This window comes from Leptodesmis sp. (genome assembly GCF_052746595.1).
On sequence record NZ_JBRAGO010000021.1, the window covers coordinates 14,840 to 33,553 of the forward strand.

At 49.5% G+C, this 18,714-nt stretch carries 17 protein-coding genes; 9 read left to right on the forward strand and 8 right to left on the reverse strand.

Annotation, left to right across the window (positions count from 1 at the left end):
* Positions 1-399 precede the first annotated feature (399 nt).
* Together ACUVQO_RS06705 and ACUVQO_RS06710 are read left to right on the forward strand one after the other, a co-directional pair.
* Positions 400-627: a hypothetical protein gene (locus tag ACUVQO_RS06705; RefSeq protein WP_445925113.1), complete on the forward strand. Its 228-nt coding sequence runs from the start codon at positions 400-402 to the stop codon at positions 625-627.
* Positions 628-984: 357 nt separating this feature from the next.
* Positions 985-1,689, forward strand: a complete 705-nt coding sequence (locus ACUVQO_RS06710; RefSeq protein WP_445925114.1) for a pentapeptide repeat-containing protein — start codon at positions 985-987, stop codon at positions 1,687-1,689.
* Here ACUVQO_RS06710 and ACUVQO_RS06715 read toward each other — a convergent pair.
* Complete coding sequence (locus ACUVQO_RS06715) at positions 1,686-4,385, reverse strand: PAS domain S-box protein (protein WP_445925115.1); 2,700 nt, start codon at positions 4,383-4,385, stop codon at positions 1,686-1,688. The two genes, ACUVQO_RS06710 and ACUVQO_RS06715, sit on opposite strands and share 4 nt — an antisense overlap.
* A 312-nt stretch (positions 4,386-4,697) precedes the next feature.
* On the opposite strand from ACUVQO_RS06715, the gene ACUVQO_RS06720 reads away from it, so the two are divergent.
* The 4 genes from ACUVQO_RS06720 (at position 4,698) to ACUVQO_RS06735 (ending at position 8,681) form a co-directional block, all read left to right on the forward strand.
* On the forward strand, positions 4,698-5,549 hold the full coding sequence (locus ACUVQO_RS06720; protein WP_445925116.1) for a hypothetical protein: 852 nt from the start codon (positions 4,698-4,700) through the stop codon (positions 5,547-5,549).
* A gap of 91 nt (positions 5,550-5,640) precedes the next feature.
* Positions 5,641-7,086 carry a DUF2157 domain-containing protein gene (locus ACUVQO_RS06725; protein ID WP_445925117.1) on the forward strand — a complete coding sequence of 482 codons (1,446 nt, stop codon included), beginning with the start codon at positions 5,641-5,643 and terminating at the stop codon, positions 7,084-7,086.
* A gap of 11 nt (positions 7,087-7,097) precedes the next feature.
* Entirely contained in the window at positions 7,098-7,727 is a 630-nt protein-coding gene (locus ACUVQO_RS06730) for a GDYXXLXY domain-containing protein (RefSeq protein ID WP_445925118.1), read from the forward strand.
* Between the two features lie 6 nt (positions 7,728-7,733).
* Positions 7,734-8,681 (forward strand): XdhC family protein, encoded by a 948-nt coding sequence (locus ACUVQO_RS06735; RefSeq protein WP_445925119.1) that lies wholly within the window; start codon positions 7,734-7,736, stop codon positions 8,679-8,681.
* Between the two features lie 82 nt (positions 8,682-8,763).
* Here the strand turns inward: ACUVQO_RS06735 and ACUVQO_RS06740 are convergent, their stop codons facing one another.
* On the reverse strand, positions 8,764-9,273 hold the full coding sequence (locus tag ACUVQO_RS06740) for a TIGR02652 family protein (RefSeq protein WP_445925146.1): 510 nt from the start codon (positions 9,271-9,273) through the stop codon (positions 8,764-8,766).
* A gap of 172 nt (positions 9,274-9,445) precedes the next feature.
* Between ACUVQO_RS06740 and ACUVQO_RS06745 the strand changes: the two genes are divergently transcribed.
* A complete protein-coding gene (locus tag ACUVQO_RS06745; RefSeq protein WP_445925120.1) occupies positions 9,446-9,943 on the forward strand; it encodes a gamma carbonic anhydrase family protein in 498 nt (165 codons plus the stop codon).
* A gap of 78 nt (positions 9,944-10,021) precedes the next feature.
* Positions 10,022-10,138, forward strand: coding sequence for a photosystem II protein Y (locus ACUVQO_RS06750; RefSeq protein ID WP_445925121.1), 117 nt, complete (start codon positions 10,022-10,024; stop codon positions 10,136-10,138).
* Between the two features lie 147 nt (positions 10,139-10,285).
* Here ACUVQO_RS06750 and ACUVQO_RS06755 read toward each other — a convergent pair whose 3' ends face one another.
* The 3 genes from ACUVQO_RS06755 to ACUVQO_RS06765 all read right to left on the reverse strand — a co-directional run bounded on the left by ACUVQO_RS06755 (position 10,286) and on the right by ACUVQO_RS06765 (position 13,956).
* On the reverse strand, positions 10,286-10,747 hold the full coding sequence (locus ACUVQO_RS06755) for a hypothetical protein (RefSeq protein ID WP_445925122.1): 462 nt from the start codon (positions 10,745-10,747) through the stop codon (positions 10,286-10,288).
* A 224-nt stretch (positions 10,748-10,971) separates the two neighbouring features.
* Positions 10,972-12,459 carry a glycosyltransferase gene (locus ACUVQO_RS06760; protein WP_445925123.1) on the reverse strand — a complete coding sequence of 496 codons (1,488 nt, stop codon included), beginning with the start codon at positions 12,457-12,459 and terminating at the stop codon, positions 10,972-10,974.
* A 105-nt stretch (positions 12,460-12,564) separates the two neighbouring features.
* Positions 12,565-13,956 (reverse strand): acyltransferase family protein, encoded by a 1,392-nt coding sequence (locus tag ACUVQO_RS06765; RefSeq protein WP_445925124.1) that lies wholly within the window; start codon positions 13,954-13,956, stop codon positions 12,565-12,567.
* A gap of 653 nt (positions 13,957-14,609) precedes the next feature.
* On the opposite strand from ACUVQO_RS06765, the gene ACUVQO_RS06770 reads away from it, so the two are divergent.
* Positions 14,610-16,025: a tetratricopeptide repeat protein gene (locus ACUVQO_RS06770; protein ID WP_445925125.1), complete on the forward strand. Its 1,416-nt coding sequence runs from the start codon at positions 14,610-14,612 to the stop codon at positions 16,023-16,025.
* A 2-nt stretch (positions 16,026-16,027) separates the two neighbouring features.
* On the opposite strand, the gene ACUVQO_RS06775 is transcribed toward ACUVQO_RS06770, so the two are convergent.
* The 3 genes from ACUVQO_RS06775 to ACUVQO_RS06785 all read right to left on the reverse strand — a co-directional run bounded on the left by ACUVQO_RS06775 (position 16,028) and on the right by ACUVQO_RS06785 (position 18,394).
* The gene (locus ACUVQO_RS06775; RefSeq protein ID WP_445925126.1) at positions 16,028-16,183 is read right to left on the reverse strand and encodes a hypothetical protein; all 156 of its coding nucleotides are present in this window, start codon (positions 16,181-16,183) and stop codon (positions 16,028-16,030) included.
* Positions 16,180-17,307 (reverse strand): GspE/PulE/PilB domain-containing protein, encoded by a 1,128-nt coding sequence (locus tag ACUVQO_RS06780; RefSeq protein WP_445925127.1) that lies wholly within the window; start codon positions 17,305-17,307, stop codon positions 16,180-16,182. The genes ACUVQO_RS06775 and ACUVQO_RS06780 overlap by 4 nt, the downstream gene beginning before the upstream one ends.
* A gap of 127 nt (positions 17,308-17,434) precedes the next feature.
* Positions 17,435-18,394 (reverse strand): HetZ-related protein 2, encoded by a 960-nt coding sequence (locus ACUVQO_RS06785; RefSeq protein WP_445925128.1) that lies wholly within the window; start codon positions 18,392-18,394, stop codon positions 17,435-17,437.
* Between the last annotated feature and the right edge of the window lie 320 nt (positions 18,395-18,714).

Consider the following 18,714-nt stretch of genomic DNA (forward strand, 5'->3'; position numbering starts at 1 on the left):
TATCGCTACAAACGGTGGTTATGGCCAAGATTTCAGAGTAAATTTAGATTTGCTTCCCTAGGGAGTCATTGCAAGTCTGTTCATGAGCAGAAAATCCGATGGGCTGATTGGTATGTCTGTGTGTGCTGACCCCTATATGAAGATTCGGCTCACCCCAGAGACAGTCAATATTTAGCGGTGCTATCTTTAGTTTAATCAGGGAATACTTGGCACAGACGTTAGTGTCCTGCTATGAGTTTCAATGGTTGAACAGGTGCTGCCTATCTTGACTATTTGAAACAGAGGACGCATACTGCGAAAGGCCAAGTTTCTGCGCAGTTAAGTTTTTCATTCTTGATTAGTTTAGTCGCTTAAGCTCCTTCACTATATTCAGCACTCCCTTACCCCTACTGATTCATCATGAAGATCCAACCAGAACATCTGCAATTCCCGGTCGGTAGCCGTCAACTAATGCACTCCATCAACTCAGGCTCGACACAGCAGGAGGGAAGAGCAGGTGTTTTGACTTCCAACTTGTCTGAGATTGTGACAGGCTTGCGGGAGTCCTTACCTGCCGATCTCAGTCCAAACAAAAGGGCGGTGGTTAATCGATTGATTACGCTGTGGGCTGAAGGCGCATTAGGATAATGCTTTTCCAGTTACTAGAGACGAAGGCTTAAAAATCTTAAGTTCCAGGGTAGGTTGAATTTTCAACCTATTCTTTGGCATTTTTAATAACTTTGCAGGAAGAGTTGTTTAAATCAGGGCAAAAGTCGGCAATATTAAAGTTAGTCACTGGCAACTGGTAGTCCTTTAGATATTTTTCTCTAAAATAGATTTGCCTTTCCAGGGGCTGCTGATTCTGGGAGCGATCGCCTACTTTACAAAAATTCGCCTGGTTCCATACATATTTTTGGTGTGACTTCAGGACAATTCTGAATTGGATGTGATTCTAGTGGTGTTCCCCATCGTGGCAAACCTATGGACCCTGGATCCATCCTATCTGTGCCTCCCTCTCAAATGACGAGTGACCCGTCTCTGCAAAAACTTCAAGCGCTAATTCAATTAGTCACAGAATCCAAAACTGACGACTTTTTTGAACTTGCAAAACTAGCTGGGTTGCGGCCTAAGGAAGATTTTTCGGGGGCCGATTTGAAGCGGGTGGACTTGCGATCGGCCCAACTTGCCAAAGCTAATTTCATTAACACCAATCTTTCTGGGGCCAACCTGACCAATGCAAATTTAGAAGAAGCCAGGATGATTGGTGCTCAACTAATGTCAGCCACACTGACGGGAGCAAATCTGGACTATGCCAAACTGGTCAATAGCAATTTGCTAGGAGCAAATCTGATTGGGGCTTCACTCAGTAGTGCTGACCTGACCCGTGCTAATTTGACTCAGGCTGATCTGAGCCATGTAGACTTAGGACGGGCAAACCTGACCGCAGCGATATTAGAACGGGCAAATTTAGGGGAAGCCAACCTCAGCCATGCCAACTTGCAACGGGCTGATCTGACCAGGGCTGACCTGAGCGGTGCCAGTTTCTACGGTGCAGATTTAAGTAACTGTGATTTGCGCTGGGCTAACTTAAGTGCGACGAATCTGGTAGGTGCGACTCTTAGAAGAGCCATATTTGCAGAAAATCCTGGGATCTCCAGAGAAGAGGCTTTAGCGCTTCAGCGAAGAGGGGCAGTCTTTTACCTGTATTAAGGTTGATCGAGCGGCAAGCGGGAGAGCGGAAGGGTAAACCAAAACCGGGAGCCGCATCCAGGCTGACTATGAACGCCTATCTTTCCACCATGAGCGCTAATAATTTGTTGACAGCGATGAAGCCCCAATCCGATCCCTGTTAAGTGCCGATTATCCAATCCGCGTACATACAGTTGAAACAGGCGATCGCATTGCTCGGGGCGCAGTCCTTCTCCATCATCCTCAACGGTACAGTAAAGAAAGGGCGCATTGTGCCTGTTACAGTGGTGATGGGAATCCTCGGCAGGCTTGATCTCAATTGCATTCAGGATCACGGTGCGTCCAGGTGGATTGTGTTGCATTGCGTTCAATAATAACTGCTCGAATACCTGCTGAAGTTTGATGGGATCGACCGTTACAGGGGGCAAGGCAGGGGAAATCTGGTTGATCACAGTAGAGCGATTTTTAGTCAGTTTGCAGGCCAGCGCAGCCAGCGCATTTTCTACTAGATGATGCAGATATACAGGTTGATAGCTACAGGGGAGAGGAGGTTTCGTATCTGTGTGATTTTCCATGAGGGAACTGAGTAAAGTCAGTTGCCGATCGCTACTTTCAATCATGCGATCCAGCATCGATCGCGGCACGGATACCATCTCATCTCCCTTATCCCGTAAGTGATTGAGTACCATCAACATACCCTGGACAGGGGTACGTAGATCATGGGTCACAGCATGGAGCAGGACATCTTTCACCTGATTGAGACTCTGTAGCTCCTGCATTCGCTGCTGCAGTTCCAGGGTACGTTCTTCCACCTGGCACTCCAAATTGGTCGCCATTGCTCTCAGTTGCTGATACAGTTGTCCCTGTTGAATGGCAATTTCCACTTGCGTGCCTAACCGCTTCAACAATTTCACCTCAAAAGGCTGCCATCGTCGAGGCGCAGAGCATTGATTGACAATTAAAACTCCGAAGAGATCACCATTCAGCAGGATTGGTACGCCCATTCCTGCCTTTACCTGACAGCGTTGATAGTGCTCCTGAAGGAATGGAGTTTGGGCGATTTCGCAAATGTCATGCACGGCCAGCACCGCATCGGATGTAAATAATTCCCGAATAATGGTTGCCGATCGGCTATCCACTTCCCAGCCCAGCATTGATTTCCACTGGGGATCTACTGATTCCGCGATTGTCCGACATCCACCCTCCGGATCCAGGTAGGCCACAAATACCCGATCGCTCTTTAAGAACTGGCGCACCTCTGCAACGGTGGTCTGCAAGATTTCTTCCAGATTCAGAGAACTGCGAATCCGTAATGCAATTTCAGCCATCAGGCGATCGCGATTCGCCGCCAGCTGCAGTTGAGCTTCAGCTTGTTTCCGTTCTGTAATGTCGTAAGCGGTAGCCAGGGCAGCGGGTTGTCCATTCAAGCAAGCTGTGCCGCCCGTGACATCCACCCAGCGTTCTTCTCCATTTTTCGTCACAATCTTGATTTCATAGCGGCGAGGAACTGACTCCCCTCGCTGCCGTGCTAATCCCCGTTGTCGCACCAGATCACGGTAATCGGGATGAGCCAGTTCCCAAAAAGGCATTTGCAGTAATTCTTCATAAGAGTAGCCAGTAATCTGCTCTGTTGCTGGATTCACGTAACGGAGGTGATTACCCTGATAGATTAAAAAAGCACAGGAAGTCGTTTCTGCAACGACTCTGAAGCGGGCTTCACTCTGTTGCAAGGCGGCTTCGGCTTGTTTGCGTTCAGTAATGTCTTCAAAAATGAGTCCTACACATTGATTGGGAAGGGGAAAGGCTTTACTGGTACAAATGCGAGCAGGATTGGGACGATCGCCAAAACACATTTCACCTAAATCTCGTACCTGTCCTGAGCGAATCACTTCCGCGTATAGATTAGGGAAGGCGGTTTCTAAAAGCTCAGGAAAAATAGTTGCCATATTCTGGCCGATGAAAGCCTGTCGTTCTGCCGTTACTTGTAAGATCTCACAAGCCGCAGGGTTACATTCAATCAGCCTGAAACTGGTGAGATTGTCCAAATCCTGCAACTGCCAGACGAGAATTCCCAGTTGCATCCGTTGGACAATATCTCTATACAGAGTGACGCTTTCCTGAGCCTGTTTGAGTTGGGTAATGTCTTCGGCCACCGCGATCGTGTATTTTGGATCGCCATTGGAGTGACGTACCAGGGAATTGGTCAAGCGCACCCAGCGTAGTTCTCCATCCTTGCGAATGTGGCGCTTGTCAATTTGATACGAGTCCCGATTTCCCGCAATCATTTCACTAAACAGTTCGTTATCTACCGCCAAATCATCGGGATGGGTAAATTCGGCAAACTTTATCTGAGTTAGCTCTTCACGGGTGTAACCTAGCATAGTCTGGAGCGCCGGATTACTTTCAACGATTGTGCCGTCTAAACTATCCAGCCCAATGCCGATCGCAGCTCCAGCAAAAATGTGTCGAAACTTTTCCTCATCCAATTTGCATTTCAGGATGAACATATGCAAGAGCCAGGCTGCTACGGCCAGACTTCCCAGCACTAGGGCCAGAAGCAAGGTTGGCAACAGCCAGCGATCGTCAGGGGAGTGAGTTAGATGGGAGTGGGTGATCAGGTAAGCAGTGGCAGCACTAAAAATGATTGCAGAACCACCACAGACACCGGCGATCGCACCCAGAGTTAACCAGTATTGGGCCGTTAATCGAAGCTTCATATTTCTAGAGTGACGATTTACCATCTAGTGTGCTTCACCCACCTGGATGAGTGATGGAGATTGCTTTGGAATCACCCATTTGAGGGATTGCAAGAGATTCTGGAGTCTGGATTTGCGATTTTGGCTGGGGAAACGGTGGATAGTCCATAGTGGCAGTGCATTTTGGATTGTAAAGGAATCAAGAATCTGGGGAATCAGGGGAACTCTAGGAACCAGATAAAACTCCTCTTGTTTAGCTTGGGTGCGACCTTCAACTCTTTTGCAAATACTTCCAGCAGGCAAACCTTGATTCTTAATTCATCTGTCTTTTCCATGTTCAACAAAAGTACCTTAGCCGTTACCAGTCTGGCGTTGATGACTGCAATCACGGCTCCCCTGCGGGCTGCAACTGTCCGATCTGAGGCTATGCGTTCAGATTCATTGGTCACTACGGGAACAGAGCACTCCGGCTTGGTCAATCATTTCAGTCGCACCAGTTCGTCAAAATGGTTGATAGCCGATAAGGATGATAAAGATGACAAAAAACGACACAAACGCGATCGGGATGATTGGGAATATCGCAGCAACCGGGTTGACTTGAATCGGGCAAAGAACCTGGCTCGTCAAGCGGCAGAAGCGGCCAATGGAGGGATTCGGGTCTACCGGGCAGAAGCTTCGATGCATGGGCCTGCTCAAGACTGTCCCTATGTGGATAATGGTGACTCCTGGACATTTACCTTTTTAGGGGGACGACCTGGCTCCAGTGTGATGACGACTGAAAGTGTGGTGACGGTTTACAAAAATAATCCCCGAGTCGTTATAGCTTACAATGGGGCAATTCGGCGGGCGCAACAAACCCGGATTTCCAGTTTTACCACCAACCAACGCACCGTGCTAGTGGATTTGCTGCGTGGCAACTGTGGCTGCAACTACTTGTTGACCAATGCGGTTCGCACCCAAATTATCAGTCAGGCCCGATCGCTGCCCCCCGGAATTCAAAAACGGTTATTGAAAGGCAAGGGGTTACCACCTGGAATTGCCAAGAAATGGGTCGTTCTACCCAAGCAAGTAAACACTTATGTCAACCTGCCTACCTATTATGATCTGGTGGTAATTGGCTCCAATCTGGTACTTCTGGATCAAACGACTGAAGTGGTGGTTGATCTGATTACCAATATTGTTTAAGGCCAGATTGCAAACTGTTATCCAGTTCCATAAGGATGGGATGTTGCACAGTATAGTGGTGACATCCCAATCCGGGTGGAGAGTTTGACCGATGGCCTCAGAAAAATTTCGCCGCCAATTGCGCCACGAATCTGAACAATGGTGGTCTGAAGGGTTGATCGACGCAGCCCTATATGAAAAACTGGCCGCACGCTACCAGTTCGATCGCTTAGAAAAAGAAGCCAGTCATCGTTTTGTTGCGATTTTAATTGGCTTAGGAGCGGTTCTGTTGGGACTGGGAGCCATTACCTTTGTTGCCGCTAACTGGCAGGTATGGCCCCGCGCCTTCAAAATGCTCCTATTGTTCAGTAGTTTCGTCGGTGTGAATGGGGTCGGGTTTTACCTCTGGCGCCAACCATCCACGCATGGCGGTCAGCAGCGGCTGGGACAGGGGTTACTGCTGCTGGGTGCCTTGTTGCTGGGTGCCAATCTGGGGTTAATGTCCCAAATGTTTCACCAGAGCGGGGAGTGGTATGAATTGTTGCTGGTGTGGGGATTGGCAGTCGCGGCGATGGCCTACAGTCTCCGACTCACACCTTTGGGAGTGCTGGCTCTGATTCTGGTGTCTTTGGGATATGCTGCCAGTTGGTCTGGTCGGTTGGTCTGGCAGGAATTTTCAGCTACGGCTCTGGTGATCCAGCATTTACCATTAGTGGTCAGTCTGGTGTTTGTGCCCCTGGCCTACTGGTGTCGATCGCGGATCATTTTTGGCCTCGGTGCGATCGCGATTGCCATGTCATTAACCTTTAATCTCAAACCCTGGAATGCCTGGAGTGTGGGATGGATTCTGGCGATCGCCTTTGTCTTACCTGCGGCTCTGTTGTGGGGCTATAGCACAGATTTGTGGCGAATTCCTGCCCAAAATCGGCCAAGGTTATCCGCTCGGCCTTTGCCCTCCGGAGGAGCCACTTCTGTTGATCCCTTTCAGCCGATCGCTCGCAGTTTAGCCCTCTGGTTTTTAAGCATTCTTTTCTTCATCTTTGCCTTTCGGGGATGGTGGATCACCAGCCCGACTGAGGCTATCGCACGATTACAGGATTGGCATTGGTTCCCACTCATTGATGCTGTGGTATTGGGAATTGTGGCGGCTTTGGGCTGGTTCCAGTTGAAACCCCAATGGCGATGGGGACAAATTCAGGAGCGGCAGATTAATAGTGGGACGATCGCGGCCTTTCTAATGGTTACGGCCCTGTTGTTTATCGCCCATACCCCTTTAGTTCAAGTGTCGGTACTATTGGTAGTTGCCTTCAATGCCATGCTGTTCCTGCTGGTACTAGGGCTGATTCGTGATGGCCTGGCTCTGGCTCACCGATTTACCTTTTGGGGTGGCATGGTGTTACTGATCCTGGGGATCATCAGCCGCACGCTGGAATATGACACTGGACTATTGCTGAAAGCGATCGTATTCACCGTTTGTGGTGTGGGTGGGATTGTTGCCGGACTCCGGTTTGAACGCAAAACTCACTCGTCGCGATCGTCCTTACCCCATTCCTCATAGGAGCACCAATTATGACCTCCCTCTCTCCTCTCGATCCATCCGCTCCCGCTCCACAACCCCTGCCAGCACCAACACAGGTCGCCGAGAAACTACCTGGGTGGCGATTCTGGCTGCCGCTGTTGTTTCAATCAGCCTTAATTCTGGTGATTCCGGCGCACAGTGCTTATACCTATGCCATGGGTAAAACTGTTGTATTGCAAACCCTGCCCGTTGATCCCTATGACTTGCTGCGGGGCTATTCCCAAACCTTGAGTTATCAAATCTCTGACTCTCAAACGTTGAGTAAACTCCCCGGTGGGAACCAAATTCATTCCGGTTCGTTTTATGTCGTGTTAGAAGCACCCGCCGATACCAATGCTCATCCTCCTGTTCCCTGGAAGCCTGTGCGGGTCAGCCGCGATCGTCCAACCAATCTCCCTACCAATCAAGTAGCGTTGAAGGGACATTGGGATGCCTGGAGATCGATCTATGGCCTGGAAACCTACTACATGCCCGAAGATCAAAGAGAGCAGGTGAATCAAGCCATCCGGCAGGCCCAGTCCCAATCCCCGCAAGCTTTTGTGGTGGAAGCGAAAGTGGATGCAGCCGGAAATGCAGTTCCAGTCAGTCTCTGGGTGCGCGATCGCAATTACCGCTTTTAACCCTGCATGCTGATTCCGTTCTATCGTCAATTAGCGAAATCTCTAACAGCAGGCCCGGTGGTTGTTGCCACGGTAGTCAGTACACGCGGATCCGTTCCCCGTGAGGTGGGAGCCAGGATGATGATCGATGCAGAGGGGCGCTCGCATGGCACGATCGGGGGTGGAGCCGGAGAAGCCAAAGTTATCGAGGCTGCTAAAACTCTCCTGACAACCGGGAACAAGCAATTGGTAGAAATCGATCTATCTGGTGCCCCCGATCGCGATACCCAGGGAGTGTGCGGCGGGCAGATGCAAGTCTGGTTAGAACGCTGGTCAGGGAAGGAGGCGATCGCCCTGGCCCAGCAAATCCTTGCCCATCTAGAGGCTGGGCAATCCGTAACGCTGGTAACGCCTTTTGAGCAGGAGCGATCGCCCTACCTGGAAGCGATACGAGGCCCCGATCCCCGATCTTCTTTCTCCGAACTCCTCCATCCCCCTCCTACCCTGCTGATCATTGGTGCAGGTCATTGCGGCATTCAACTGGCAAAAGTGGCTGATTTGATCGGGTTTCAGGTGATGGTTCAGGATCAGCGAGAAGAATGGGCGAACAGGCAGCACTATCCTCAGGCAGCTCGGATCTTTACTACCTCGATCGCTACCGCTCTCACTGAGCTGGCTCAGCACACCCAACTGTATGCTGCTCTACTGACTCGCGGCTATCAATATGATTTGGAAGCGTTGTCAGCCTTGCTGAAACGAGAAATTCCCTGTACTTACATCGGCATGATTGGCAGTCAGAAACGGGTCCGAAAAGTGAAGCGGACAATGGAGCAAGCTGGATTTACTGCGGAGCAGTTGCGATCGCTGCACGCTCCGATCGGCCTCAGCATTGGTGCCCTGACCCCTGAAGAAATCGCCGTCAGCATTGCTGCCGAACTGATTCAGGTACGACGGAGTGAGAGAATCAAGGAATAAAAAGCCTACTCACGTCTGCTTAGCATTCATTACATTCCATCTAACCTGCTGTGATTTAATCAATCGAATTCTACTGTAAAACTTATTCAAACAGCCTGAAATAAGGATAGCGGACAGGGACACCCGGTTCTTTTTCCAGGTCGAAGTTGATGACTTCCCAGCACGGGACTTCTTCTGGATCAGGACTGAATTCTACCGGAAGACCATATAGTCTCGGCTTTGGAGCTTCATTCTGGCCTCGCCAGGGGGTGCTGCGCTCCAGATAGGTACTGATCAGGTCTTTGTAGCGCCTGGCAATGATTACGCGCGTTGCCCGGTAGCCCTGAGTGTAAAGGCGATCGAGGGCTTCGTGAATTTCAAATCGAATGCCATCAGGATGGGTATGTTGACGATACCATTCCCCTTCCCAGCGCCGCCAATGTCGCCCAGACTGCAGGTGAATCAGTTCACTGGTCTTTGGGTTCGCTTCAAAAGCACCATGTCGTTGACAGAGATAAGTATCTGTCAGCGTGAGTGCCGGAATGGTCTGGCGACAGTGAGGGCACTGAATTTCCGGGCCAAAAATTGGGTACTGCAGGGCGGGGTTGATCATTGAGGGCGAATTTGCCTGTTCTCTACGCATCAGTGCCAATAGTTCTATTATATCGAGGTATATTGACTCCTCCATTAGGTAATTCTATCGGCACCCATAGCGACTTTTAGATACTGTGAACGATTTTAGCGACCAACAGATACAATCTTCATCTTTCTGGCCTCCTCCTGACTTGTCTCAAGCGGCCTTTGTCGCCCCCAATGCCACGATCGTGGGGCAAGTCACGATCGCCGAGGGGGCCAGTATTTGGTACGGGGCCGTGTTACGAGGTGATGTGGAAGCAATTGTGATTGGCAAAAGCACCAACGTTCAGGATGGGGCGATTCTCCACGGAGATCCGGGAAAACCCACGGTTCTGGAAGAATACGTCACGGTTGGTCATCGGGCTGTCGTTCATAGTGCCTATGTGGAGCGCGGCTCCCTGATTGGGATTGGCGCGATCGTCCTGGATGGAGTACGGGTGGGGACTGGCAGCATCATTGGAGCCGGAGCCGTAGTGACGAAGGATGTGCCGCCGCGATCGCTGGTGGTTGGGATTCCTGGAAAAGTTATCCGCCCAATATCCGAGGCAGAAGCCGATGAGTTAATTGAACATGCTCACCGTTACAAGCAATTAGCCTTAGTTCATGCCGGACGAGGGACGGATACAGGATTTTCAAAAAGAGACTAGGCATTCTAGCGAACTTACGATACATAATAAATATGAGAATCATTCAAAAATCTTTATTAACTGAGTAAGAGGTGTCTCATGGATTGGCGCTTACTAATCGTTCTGCTTCCTCTGGTTCTCGCTCTGGGTTGGGTTTTCAAGAATATTGGACAGCAAGCCTTAAAGCAAGGTCAGGATTTTATGTCTAAGCAATAATGTCAGATTATTAGTCTGCAACATAAATCAACATCGTCCTGCAGCAATGGAGGGCGATTTTTTATTGGTACTGTGATCGGATGCCAGGTCTTTTGTTTTGTATTTGCTAGAGAGACATTCCAGTGAAACTTTTCCCCTGTCCTCTTTTCAAATCCCTAATGCGGCTTTCAGTTTGGCGAGAGTGGCGGCTTCCCTGTCACTCACTTTCTGAGTACCAGAGCCAAATAGACCGCTTCCTGCAGCATTTGCTACTGCTTCAGCGGAAGTGTACACAAACTGTTTAAACTCGTTCACTTCCTCTGGAGTTGCTTTTGTTGATAGCAGAGAGATTGCTGAATTGATCGCCTCGATCGCTTTGTCAGAAGCATTTTCAGGTGTGATATCCTTGGGTACTTCCCCAGGTGAATTGTGCTTCAGAGCTACTTCCGAAAAAATGGATTGAATAATACTGTTGTTGGGGTAATTCCTGGTCGCTCCTACCAATTCCCTAGCTAAAGCAGACATTTCGATTGCTGTTGAGATAATTCCTATATCGGCGATCGCGACTGCCATTCCACTCATCATCACAGCTTGCACGACCGTTTTGGATTCATCGGCTGTATAGGTCATTTTCATATCCTTATAGAAAACTACTACAGCATACTACCAACCTGTTTCTTTTCTGCCCACTTTCATAATTTGTACGGAACTATCAAAGCCGGAGACTAAACGAAGCTGAACCCCTGATTCTTTTAGTGGCACTTTACAATGCTTAGCAACCTCAAGTTGTAAACTGGGTATCCGGTTATTTTTACAGATGCAGAAATAGAAGCCAGATTGCCCTGAGAATCGGGCTAAGGCAATAAAGGTTCTTCTGTAGAACCGAGGTCGGTAGTTGAACCCAACACAGCTCCAGCATCTGGTTGAACCACGGGAGTAGATTGTTTGCCACGGGGAGTCACCACCCAATTGTTCTGCCCATTCAAATGGTCATACAGTCCTACGGTTGAGATCATGTTTTTCAAGGTGGTGTAGAAGAAGATGAGAATTGCGTGCTGGGCAAAGTAACGGTTAGGATAACGAATCGCTGCTACTTTCATGGTTACAACTGTTTGATAGAACCCGCTGAATAAGGTAATTAGTGTACTGATCCACAAGTAGGCATTATCGGAAGGTGGCAAATAGCCGTGGAATAAAAGCATACTGAGAATCAGCGGCAGAATCTGCAAGGCACACAGGGAGTAAATGACGCAGTAGTAGAGCAGATATGTCCAGTAGATCTTCTGCCAGAGGGTGAAGTGGGGAGATCGCCAGACTCGTCGCTGATACTTAAAACTGACTTCCAGCCAGCCCTGTGCCCAGCGTTTGCGCTGAAACCAGAAGGAACTGAAATCTTCTGGCGCTAATTCCGTGGCAATGATACTGCGATCGTGAACGATCCGATAGCCATTCAGCAATGTTCGCATCGTGGCATCAATGTCTTCCGTCAGCATCGTGGGATTAAACCGGATTCTCTGCAAGGCGGAGGTGCGCCAGTAGCCATTAGAGCCACCAAAGATGGTGGAGTCGGTTAAGAAAGACTTAGCTGGATGACTCACGCCATACAGGGATTCAAACTCCACAGCGATATTCTGAGTTAACAGACTGTGGGCGTGATTGCGGATGACATTGCGCCCCTGTACTACGTCGTAGCCTTGTTCTAGCCAGCGCCATGCTCGGGCAAAACAGTCGGCACTGGGATGGTGATCAGCGTCCAGAATACAGGTGATCTTTCCGGTCACAATTTCCAGCGCGGCATTAATATTCTCCGCTTTAGAATGACTGCCCTCCACCCGCAGGAGTTGTAGTTCTGGATGAGCCTCGGCTAGCAGGTGCAGGTCGGTTTCGATCGGTAAATCAACCGGAGTGTTATAAGCCAGAATCAGTTCCAGGCCAGCGGGCGATCGCTCCACTGTGGCCAGAATGTGTTGCAGCGTTTCCAGAATAATGTTCTGTTCGTTTGGCAGGTAGGCCACTACGATCACAGAGCAGCGGGGTAAAGGGGTTTGTGGACGGAGACAGCGGCCCTCAATGCCAAAGGCTGATTTGAAGGATCGCCTGAGCCGCTTGAGAGGTTCTGGAGTTGGCTTTTCGGAGGTAACAGCATAGCGACGGAACAACGCATTAGACGATTCCACAATAATCATCAGGGAACTGACTAAGAAGAACGTTGAAATCGCTATGTGGACATCGATCAGCGTAAAGCCGCCTCGTCGCAGGCAGTAATAAAAAATCGTAGGTACCCCAATCAATACAATGTGGGTATAGATTAATTTGTGCAGATCGACTGACCACTTCTTCACGTCGGTTCTCCAGTCCTTAGGGTGAAACGTTGAATGATTGGCAAATGGCTCGTTGAGATTCCAGACCAACCTCAGCAAAACAAATCAGGACAACCTTCAGGCCACTCATGAAAGGCGTTGCCCAATTGGTTCTAGATCGTCCTCGTTGGCCCAGAGCGATCGCCGTCCATCACTCACCTGACAGAGGAAAAACTCCCGTTCATCTAGCAGTTTTTCTACCTTTAACACTGTCCAGCCTGCTTCCCCCCGGTACCGCACTTGGTCTCCCACTTGTGGATTCCAGAACCGTTGGGACAGAGTTGGGGTCGTCGCTAGAACATAGTCCAGATCCCGCGCTAATCCAACTAGAATGCGTTGAATTAGAGGACTGATGTACTCCACTAACATTGCCAAAATCAACGTGCCTCCCACTATCACGGGTAGCATCAGGACATACCGGGTCGGGTCGCCCTGAACAATTAACTGCAGTATTCGATCGGCCACCAGACCATGCAGCAGGAAGTAGGTATAGGTATAGGCTCCCAGCGTTACCATTGTTGCTGCCATCGGTTGATTGGCCAGAGCACGCAAGGCCACCATGATACACAGCCCTAAGCCGATCGGCAGTAATAAATCTGAGAACACCCATCCCCACAGGTAAAACTGGCAGAAGAAGCCGATCGCATAAATCAAAATTCCTACAATTAAAGCCTTGCGAACTGGCCAGTACACTGGGCCACGTCGCTGAGTAAATGCTTGTCCTACAACCATGCCTAGGACAAATGTACTCAGTTTAGACAGGAACAATGCGAAGGGATGCCAACCTGCCGCACTATCCCAAATTACGGAAGTTGGATGTCCGCCTAAACCGTAGACTGCCAGAGCGCGATAGCCGATGGTCAGGATTGTACTTACTAACAATAAGTTCATTCCTCCCCAACGCTGCATCAGCTTCCACAACCAGGGAGAGAGCACAGCAAAGCTTAGGGTTAGTGACATGAGCCACCACGGACCACTGGTGCCGACTAATAATTCACTGTCATAACTGAATGTCAGGGGATAGGTAATTCCAGCAAACAGATACCAGGGTTCAGGAAGACGGCTTCCGGTGGCGACTGCGATCGTCCAGAGCAGGGGCACAGCCAACCAAACCACCGTCCAAAAAGGTACAAGAATCCTTGACAATCGCCGTCGTAGAAACTGACCGACCTCCAGATATTTTCCCTGTAGGGATAGCACCAGGCTAAACCCGCTAACCAGTACCAGCACATCCACAAACTGAAATCCAAACCAGGCGGGTAGAGCCAGCAATTGCATCCAACTGCCCTGGCCCGGTAATTCTTCTGTCACCGCAATTAACTGGTTGAGATTATCTACCAATCCGGTTGGCTGGGGAGTATAGGCGTATCCCGTAAACCGTAACTGAACATGATAGAGGAGCAGCATCACCACTGAGAGGATCCGAACTCCTTCTAACCAGGCTAGACGCTGCGATCGTTCTGCCCTTTGATTAACCATTTACGTGTTGCTCTTTCTGCTGCTAAGTGAGAGGTGTGTGGAGGAGGAACAGCGAATTCACGAACCGTCAACAGGTTATTCTCTGAGCTTTAAAATAATGCTATCCTGGATTGAGCTTAAGGATGTCATCTCTGAATTGAACCCACAGTGAGTGGTACTGACATGAGGTGGAACAGCAAGGAACTTAAACAAGTGAAGGAATAGGTTGCCTTAAAGGTACGGTTGGGATCATACACTACAAATTTTTTCTATTAATAAAATTTGGTTAGGGATGCATCACCCTGATAAGTTGTTCGGTTATACAATCTTTCTCCTCCAGGATACATATTTCTTTATAGTTTAAAGAACTCTTTTTCGTCTGCCTCAAGCAGATCTTTCTCCGTGAAGGTCCAAAAGGATGGATATATGGGGGGACTGGCTGCAATAACCTCTTGTGAAAAAGAGATGTCTTTAAAGGGGGTGATTGAGGTTGACAGAAACGTCACACTTGCTCAAGCAGACCAATAGTACTCTGTTATTGAAAGCCTGCTTGTTGACGGTAGAAGGGGTAAGGGGAGTAACCCCCTTGTACTCTTTCGTTCTGAATGGGCATAAAGGCTATTAAGTACATCTACGAGCTTAATCAAACCACTACCTGTTGGGTGCTTCACACCATGCCCCGGATGTCGAACCTGGAAGTAGAACTTTTCCTTCAGCAGGGATTACAGCTAAGCCATGCTGGTGCCTTTGAAGGTGCGATCGCCAACTTCGATCAGTCCTTGCAACTTAATCCAAATTGGTACAAGCCCTGGTCCCACAAGGGCATTACCCTCTGCGAGTTGGGCCGTTATAGCGATGCCATCACTTGTTTCAACCAGGCACTGGATTTGCAGCCCAATTACCCAGAAGCCCTAAATAGCCGGGGAATTGCCCTCTATCATCTGGGAAGTTATGAAGCCGCGATCACCAGTTACGATCAGGCCCTGAAGTTACGACCATCCTTTCATCAGGTCTGGTATAACCGGGGGAATGCGTTGGATAAGTCAGGCTGTTACGAGGCGGCTCTGGAAAGTTACGACCAATCTTTACAACTGGAACCGGACTATTCCAAGTCCTGGTATAACCGGGCGATTATTCTGGACAAGTTGGGGCGCTATGAGGAAGCGATCGAAAGCTACGACAAGGCGATCGAATTCCGGCCCCATTACTCCAATGCCTGGTACAACCGGGCCAATATCCTGCACCGCTTACAGCGCTATACCGAAGCACTGACCAGTTACGAACGGGTACTGACGATCAAACCTGACTGGTATGGAGCCTGGTATAGCCAGGGCAATGTATTACACAAACTGGGACGATATGAGGAGGCGATCGCCAGCTATGACCAGGCACTCAAAATTAAGTCGGATCTGCATGAAGCCTGGTATAACCGGGGCAATGCCTTAGATGCGCTGGGGCGGTATCGAGAGGCAATCGACAGTTACAGTCAGGCGCTGCATCTCAAACCCGATCTGCGAGAAGCCTGGTACAACTGGGGAAGTACCCTTTACAAGTCTGGACGCTACGAGGAAGCCATCCGCAGTTATGAGCAAGCGATTCAATTAGATGCTCAATTCTCCCGAGCCTGGTACAGTCGGGGATCTGCTTTTCGTAAATTGGGGATGTATACAGAAGCGATTAGCAGCTATGACAAAGCCGTGGAGCATCAACCTAATCTGTATGAAGCCTGGTATGCCAGAGGTGTAGCCTTGGGACACCTGGGACAAAATGAAGCGGCGATCGCCAGTTACGATCACGCGGTGCAGATCAATCCGGATTTTTATCCTGCCTGGTATAGCCGAGGGGTTGCCCTTAGCCATCTGGGGGACTACGAAGCAGCGCTGGAGAGCTATGATCGGGCTTTGCAGCTAAAACCAGATTTTTTACAGGCTATCAGTCGCCGTAATCTGGCTCTGCAGCAGGGATGTCCGCCCGCGATCTCGCCGGATCAAGATAAGGAGCAGGAGGCTTCAGCCTTTCCAGACCTACCCTCTAATCCTGATGAACCGACTACCGAGTTGCAAAATCTGAATAAACGCGCTACCCGATAAATTTACTCTTCTTCAGCGGAGTCGTTAGGCTTCAGGGTCTGTAGGCTGGACATTTGGTAGCCAATGCGTTTCAGGATGCGATCAAGATTATAGTAAATCCATAAATGATTCGGCGGCTCCACAGCATAATCCCGACTGTAGGCGGCCATTTCATTCACTTTTTTTGCAGTTGCTGGGCAATCCCTGTGGCTTCTTGAGCCAGATTAACCAACTGCTGCTGCCGATAGAACTTGAGTGCAGCCCCACGCAGGACTTGTAAGGTTGCTTCTTCGCCGTACTTTCCGGGCATTAGTCGTAGCCGCAGTAATAAGCGACGGCCCTGGTACATTTTTTCAATTTCAACTTGCTTATTCTTGTGAACCACGGTTGTGGGTAAATTGGTTAATTGTTTTAGTTCCCGAATTACACCTTGCAGTGTAGCCGTAGGCAACTTTTCCAGCACAGCTTGCAAAACGCCATTCTGGCTCCACCAAATTCGGCCATGTTCAAGTCGTTGCTCTAAATACAGACGACCAATGCCCCATGCCAGAATGCGTCCTAGAAGCTCCTGGAGTAAAGTATCGGCTGGAAGAGACGACAATACGACTGGATCATCCGACAGGTGTTGAGGAGCAATTTCTAACTCAGCCGTTTGATCTGATGGTGCTGTGCTTTCAAAGGGTTCGCTGAAGATAGCCGTATTCTCATCTTCATGAACTCCCAGGGGTTGAGGAGCCAGCGATCGCTCGCTTTCTACAAGCTCGTTATCGGCAGGTGGGTTCGTACGAAAAGACGGTAATTCAGTCGGGCTATCTATCAGGAGCGTTGGACTGGCATGGGGATAGGGCGAATGCTCTGTTCCTGTATCGGAGGCTCTTTGGGAAGATTGTTCAGCCAGCTTTTTGGCAATCCGTCTAGCTACCGAAGGAGCCGCAGGGCTAACAGCCTTCTTTTGTTGGTCGGAATATTGCAGGTAAGCCGACAACGCAGCATAATGAACATCTGAAGCCAGGGGATGGGGCACCAGGGAGCAATTCATATAAGCCAGGATGCGACGGACATAATCCAGGGCCGCCATATCATCAATGTTCACCATTCCCAGTTTCAGTCGGCTCCCCTCCAGAGAGAGGGGCAAAATTTGGTGATACAAGCAAGCCTCGAAGGGAAGAATGCTGTCTACCAATCGAAAGGCTTGCTCGGCATCAATTTGATTCATCCAATCCGGTTTTGACTGTTGTGCCTGAGCAGTGCGTCGTGGTTCAGATTCTTGGAACTCGGACGGGGCACCAGGAGGAAACACCATAGGGAATTGCTCAGTAGGTCTGGACTACTATGCTAATCTGCCAGGGAAACTTAGATCCCTGATTAACCAACGACATAGCATAAACTCCATAGAGTATGAGACAAAAACCATCAAAACCTTACATTGTCTAATTCTGAGACTTGGGCTGGTTGCCTAACCAGGCGGCCACAAGATCGGCCTGGGTTTTGGAGGCAAATACTTTGACAGCATGGTAGCTCACCTTTTCTCGCAGGCGATAAATTTGCTTCACCTCCATATTGAGTTCCTTGGCGATCGCTTCTTGCGATCGCCCCTGGAGATACAGCCGTAGCCAGTTAACGGCCTGAGGATCCACATTCTTCTCGATCAGATAGGCTTCAAACCTTTGCTGTACTATATTTCGCAGTTCTTGCTGTTCCAGTTCTGCTTGAGTGTCCAGATACTCATCGACAGCACGGGAATCTAACAGGCTGACCGAGCCTTCCGAATCATCGGGTGAAATCTCTTCGGAAACCAGGCGGATGAAATCGTCGGTCGGCACCTGAGTCATTCCGCCTTTCTGGGTGCGACGCAGGTAATTTACGAAGCGGTAACACAACAGAGGTTGATTCCGAATGGGGCGCAGACAATACTCTTCGGTACTGGCCAATAACAAAGCATTCCGCAGGCGAGCATCACGGGTACATTGGGCAATCCAGGCTACCTGCTGTTGCATGTAGCGATCGTTCTGCAACAGTTCCTGAATTACTTCTTCCAGCACATCCACGACGGTACATTGGCGATCGCGAGATAGGGCGATCCAGGTACGAACTTTATTGCGAATCAAAAACAGATTGCTGAGCCGTTGGATCAGTCCTTTATAGGCTTTTTCTGGCGACATTCCCAGATAGCGCTGACGCAGAATCCGGTAGCGGTAATCCATTGCCTGCTCGATAATTTGCCGCTGCATGGCATTCAGGCCATCAAAGCGAGAGGTGTCTTCCCCAACTAGCCAGCGCACAATGCTGTTACGGGCCGCAAAACTGTGCTCAGGTAGTTCTTCCTGCAGTCGTGCTTGCCATTCATCGGAGATTGTTTCAGCCAGTGCCATTTTTTCAGCTAACATCATAGGTTGCTGTCCCAACGGTTGTAAGTACCCTTGTTTTAGAATCTGCCTTACAACCCCCAGCCAGCGCACTCACCCTCATGGGTCAAATTTGATCCTCGCCCCAAGTCCAGAATTAGTGGTTGTTCTGCGGAGAAACGCTGCCGTTTTCTACCGGACTTCGTTTAGAGTATAGACTAGCATTGTCATTCCATCCATTCCCTGGAAGATTTGAAAGTTCCAGAAGCGCTGAAAGTTGAGTGGTGAGTGCTGAGAAAAATTTCAGCAGATCCTGGAGTCCTTTGCTCTTCACGATTTCTTTGTAATATCAGAGGGAAATTTAT